The sequence below is a fragment of the Gammaproteobacteria bacterium genome, from assembly GCA_027296625.1.
Classification (GTDB): domain Bacteria; phylum Pseudomonadota; class Gammaproteobacteria; order JAKEHO01; family JAKEHO01; genus JAKEHO01.
The window spans coordinates 1-5027 of the sequence record JAPUIX010000030.1; the positions used below are offsets into that span (position 1 = coordinate 1).

Here is a 5027-nt window from a genome sequence, read left to right on the forward strand (position 1 = left end):
CACAGAACGCTATGTAGAGTGCGCCGCCACCAGCCTGGCCCGCCTGTGGCAGTCCCAGGACAAGCGCCAGGACGCCTACGAGCTGCTGGCGCCGGTGTATGGGTGGTTTACCGAGGGGTTTGACACGGCGGATTTGAAGGACGCCAAGGCGCTTTTGGAGGAGTTGGCGTAATCTCAAAACTATTCGTTTCTCATGCTCTCAAGCTGCTGAAAGACCATGTGCTCCAGCTACTTTGCCGCTGGTGACACGTTCGTTTTCACTGGGCCATAAAGGAGGATAACATGGTAAAAGGAGCATCTATGCAGACGTCCCTACAGCACAATGATTGGAAAGAGACAGAGGTGCGGTGGGGGATTGAGAGGCGACCGATGGTGCTATTGCACCCGTTGGCAGTCGTTGCGCTCATTTTTTTGCTCTCTGCGAGTGTCGTCTTCGGCACGGAAGATACTCCCTGCAAAAAAACGGGTGTAGTGCTTCAGATCCTCGGCTCTGGGGGACCGGTCGGATGGGACGAGAGAGCTTCATCGGGATACCTGGTATGGGGGAATGGACGACCACACATCATGATCGACGCAGGAGGCGGTACTTTCTTACGATTGCACCAGGCTGGAGCTCGGGTCAAGGATCTGAAAGTGCTGAGTATTTCGCATTTCCATCCTGATCATGCCTCGGAGCTACCAGCGCTGCTCTGGAGCGGCACCTTGTCGGGCATGAAAAATCTTGTCGTCTCTGGTCCCTCCGGCAGTGCGGCAATTCCAGGTCTCAAAGATTTCTTGGACGCGTTGTTCCAGACGAAAGCCGGGGCCTTCCCTTGGTCGAAATTGTCTGGTCGGGCACCGAAACTTCAGGCCGTAGAGACGGATGTTCAGCGTAGCTCGCCGGTCGAGATCTATAAGGATGCTGACCTGAGAGTGACCGCTATCGGTGTCCCCCACGCGCACCTGCCCACGCTGGGATACCGCGTGGACATGGGTGGGGTCAGTGTCGGCTTCGGTGCCGATCAGGCTGGAACTGGGGCTGACTATACCGGGTTTAGTCGTGCTTTTGTAAGGCTGGTGCAGGGCGTGGACGTTCTGGTCATGCACTTCGCGATATCCGAGGAGGTCAAGGGAGGTCCCATACGGTTTCATGCGAAGCCGAGTGTCGTGGGGAAGATTGCGCAAGCGGCCGGGGTTCGCATGCTGGTCCTGAGTCACTTATTTAAGGTTGATAACAATCCAAACTTCAGTCTTGCAAATCTCGCATCCAATCTGGCCCATGTGAAAAATCATTATTCGGGGACCGTGGTGATTGCCGAGGATCTGAAATGCATAGAGGTGAAAAAGATCGCGAAACAACAGTGAAAACGCAAAGGACCTACGGGAGAGAAGCGCGGGACCTACCTTTCAGCCGGCCTGCTTCCACCAAGCCCTCGATGTTGCTCGCCACCAACAAGCCAAATCCCTGGAACTCCGCGCCGCCACCAGCCTTGCCCGCCTGTGGCAGTCCCAGGACAAGCGCCAGGACGCCTACGACCTGCTCGCCCCGGTGTATGAGTGGTTCACCGAGGGGTTTGATACGGCGGATTTGCAGGAGGCGAAGATGTTGCTTGACGAGCTAGGGTAGCCCGAGGGTCTCCCCCATGCGCCACGTTTGCCGTCTCCGCGCTCCTGGGTGGTCCTATGGAAGGAAAATAGCAATCAGAGATCACAAGCAGAAAAGCTCAACAAAGGGCTATGCACACGACTTCGTCAACCATACTACAGAAGGAATATGCGCGTGGCGAGGTACATGAGAGCCGGGCCGAATGCCTGTTTTCGTTGCTCAAACCCTATCTGCGGGTGTTTCGAGGCATCAGCAAAACCAATCTGCCGGGGTACGCTGGGTTCTTTCAATTCCTGCGAAACTATCGTCAGCTGACGGCATTTGAACAGGCCGAGCTGATCTTGTACGCGGCCTTAAAGCCTGACATCGCGAGCAAGGCCAAAATGGGAGACCTCGTCAAGTGTTTGGACCACTTCGACCTTCTACAAAACCCGATAAATTGAGCGACGCCTGGAGCCCCTATTTGCTATACCCCCAAGCAGCGATCTCTCGATCAAAGACGACTTGGACGCGCCCGCCACGGACGGCTAAACTGTCCCATAAATGTCACTTCATGGGACAGTGTGCTGTCGACACATTTCGACGGGTTTCGATCACGAAAGGAGAGAGGACACGACCCCCATCGTCGAATGAATTTGCTTTGTATTTCCAAGGTATGATACACAGAGTTTAGCACTGTGATAACTGCCCATTGCGACTGTTAAAACTCTCGCGGATCGTATGCGTCTCGAGGCGGGGAGCGAGGGTTATCCTGGCGTTTGTACCAGCTCACACATCACGGGGTGCCTGGCCTGTGGAAGATGGAGGATAACGGACTGAGAGCAGCAGCTGGATTCCGCCTGCTCTCACCTATGCCAGAGAGGAGAGGTCAGATGAGAGAGAAGCAGGGAGTCAGCAGACGTACGGCCCTGAAACTTGCGGCAGCGGGTGGTGCCTATGGCCTGACACGCGCCATCGGGGTGCGGGGACCGAGAAGTGCGTTTGCCCAGGGCAGTGATACGCTTGTTGCCGGCTGGAGCCGTGACAAGTTTGAGCGCCTCGATCCCGCCATTCTCCAAGGCATCGAGCACATGCAAATCGGCAATCAAATCTACAGCGGTCTGATTTATGCTGATCACAATCTAGAGCCGCAGGGCGATCTCGCGGAGAGCTGGGAGGTGTCTAAGGACGGCCGCGAGTGGATCTTTCAGTTGCGCAAAGGGGTCAAATTTCACGACGGTGAAGATTTTACCGCCGCCGATGTGATCTATAACTACAACCGCATCAAGGATCCCAAGACCGGTTCGATCCACCGCCGGCGCTTGGACGAAATTGACAAAATCGAGAAGCTCGATGACCACGTGCTGCGTTTCAAATTGAAATCCCCGAGTGGTAGCTTTTTGATGACCCTGACCGCTGTGCCCGGCCGGGCGCTGATCATTGCCAGCCCCAAATCGCTCGAAAAAATGGGCCCGGAGCAGTTCAGTGTCACTCCAGTGGGCACCGGGCCGTTCCGCGTTGCCGAGCACCAGGTGGGAAGCAAGTTAGTCCTCGAGCGTTTTGACGATTATCACCGGGAGGTTCCCAAGATCAAGCGCGTCGTCAACATCCCGGTGGTCGAGCCGGAAACCATTGTGGCGGCGCTCAGAACCGGGGACATTCAGTTCCACAACCGCCCCCCGACGCAGTTCTTTGATATCCTCCAGCGCGACCCCAATATCACCATGCTGGAGGGGCCGGACCCGGGCTTCCGCGGACTCATGCTCAATCAGGACAAGGTGGCGGCCTTCAAGGATGTACGGGTGCGCCTTGCCATTGCCAAGTCGATCGACCGAGACGCGTTGGTCAAGCGCGCCTTCTTCGGTCGGGCGCTCCCCGGCGTGGGGCCGATTCCGGCGGCGCAGAAGTTGTATTTTCGAGATTTCAAACGCGAGATCAGCGCCCAGAGGTACGATCCGGATGCGGCGCTGCGCTTGTGGGAAGAGACGGGGGTCGGTAACCTCAAGCTCAAGACCCTGACTGCGCCATCCTACGGCGATCTGCGCGCCGGCCAGGTGCTCCTGCCGCTGATCGAAAAGGTGCTGCCGATTAAATTCGAGATCGAGCAGGTCGACCCCTCGGTGGGTGGCAAGCGCTTCCGCTCCGGCGATTACGAGACGCGTGTAGGGGGAAGCGGGGCCGATATCGATCCCAACGACTCGATCCGCGACTTCTTCATCACCAACGGGAAATTCAATACCTTTGGCTATGGTGGCAACATCACCCTCGATACGATCATCGAAGAGCAATTCCGCGAGGGCGATCCGAAAAGGCGCCTTGCGTTGGTGCACCTGGCGGAGGATATGGTGATGGCGGATGCGCCGATGGCCTTTACGCACCATTTGACTGAATTTATTGCGGTGCGTAAGGAAGTGAAAGGTTTCCGCATGTCACCCACGCCGACCTGGAGTTTCGCCCCGATAACCATGGGCTAACCCCCGGCGGGGTCTAACGGACAAACCTCGCCACAACATTGTTTACATGGGCGCGGAAATAACCCGACTGTGAAAACGGGCAGAATTTTGAGTGCCTATGCGTAAAACTCCTTATTTTTCAGCACTTGTCTATCTTTACACCAGTGCGGAAATGCAGTCGGTTTATTTCCGCACTGGTGTAAAGGATCTTTTGGCGAGGTTTGTAACGGATGGGGTGGGCGCCATGCGTATCTACCTATTCAAGCGCGTGCTGTATTCCGTACTCGTGATGTGGGCGGTGGCGACGCTGGTCTTCTTCATGCTGCGCGCTGCCATGAGCCTGGCCCGTCTGTGGCAGTCCCAGGACAAGCGCCAGGACGCCACCGACCTGCTCGCCCCAGTGTATGGATGGTTTACTGAGGGGTTTGATACGGCGGACTTGCAGGATGCGAAGGCGTTGCTGGATGAGTTATCAGGCTAGCTGAGTTGGGAAGTGGACGACTGTCAGTACATATTCAGACACAGCGCGGTCGAACAGTCGGACGCGATCGCACAGATTGGGGAACCCCGGCCAAAAGAACGCGTGACAAAAAGTTTGCCGAAGTGTCCGACCGTGTTCGACCGTCCGACCGCCTTTAGCTCTCACTCTGCAGGAAACCAAGTCGTCGCTGAATCGTCGTGGTTCATTCGCGGGTTGCGGGAACGCGGGGAAGCCTACAGGCCCACTCGGAAAAGATCACGGACCTGATATCTGAGGGCATAACACCGCTCGACCGCCACGCAACCCGCGCTTCCCCCTCGCGCCTTCCTCAGCGCGCCACCAGCCGCCGCGCTGCCTGCCGCTCCCAGGGGCCACCGCCACCGGCTATCGGAGGGACGAGCTCCAAACTGGCGACCATATGCACACAGATAGGTTCGGTGGCAAGAGCGCAGGCCAGAAAGGCGGCACATCTCCAGAAGGTGGCACTGACGGCCACCGGACCCTTGCTTGTGTCACGACGTGGATGGAG

General features: G+C 57.1%; 4 protein-coding genes and 2 pseudogenes. 5 read left to right on the top strand and 1 reads right to left on the bottom strand.

The features are described 5' to 3' along the window. Positions 1 to 282 precede the first annotated feature (282 nt). From O6944_01690 to O6944_01710, 5 genes and pseudogenes are all read left to right on the top strand, one after another. Positions 283 to 1344: an MBL fold metallo-hydrolase gene (locus O6944_01690; protein ID MCZ6717861.1), complete on the top strand. Its 1062-nt coding sequence runs from the start codon at positions 283 to 285 to the stop codon at positions 1342 to 1344. A gap of 49 nt (positions 1345 to 1393) precedes the next feature. After that, positions 1394 to 1606, top strand: a pseudogene (locus tag O6944_01695) (hypothetical protein). Between the two features lie 128 nt (positions 1607 to 1734). Then, positions 1735 to 1842 (top strand): annotated as a pseudogene (locus tag O6944_01700) (IS1595 family transposase). Between the two features lie 615 nt (positions 1843 to 2457). After that, positions 2458 to 4038, top strand: coding sequence for an ABC transporter substrate-binding protein (locus O6944_01705; protein MCZ6717862.1), 1581 nt, complete (start codon positions 2458 to 2460; stop codon positions 4036 to 4038). Between the two features lie 97 nt (positions 4039 to 4135). Further along, positions 4136 to 4498 carry a hypothetical protein gene (locus O6944_01710; protein ID MCZ6717863.1) on the top strand — a complete coding sequence of 121 codons (363 nt, stop codon included), beginning with the start codon at positions 4136 to 4138 and terminating at the stop codon, positions 4496 to 4498. Between the two features lie 328 nt (positions 4499 to 4826). Here O6944_01710 and O6944_01715 read toward each other — a convergent pair. Continuing rightward, positions 4827 to 5027, bottom strand: a 201-nt coding sequence (locus O6944_01715) for a hypothetical protein (GenBank protein ID MCZ6717864.1), incomplete at its 5' end; no start/stop codon positions are given.

Excerpts from the sequence above, each read along its gene's own strand:
- O6944_01690 (MCZ6717861.1), top strand. The coding sequence starts at position 283 with ATGGTAAAAGGAGCATCTATGCAGACGTCCCTACAGCACAATGATTGG.
- O6944_01705 (MCZ6717862.1), top strand. The coding sequence starts at position 2,458 with ATGAGAGAGAAGCAGGGAGTCAGCAGACGTACGGCCCTGAAACTTGCG.
- O6944_01710 (MCZ6717863.1), top strand. The coding sequence starts at position 4,136 with ATGCGTAAAACTCCTTATTTTTCAGCACTTGTCTATCTTTACACCAGT.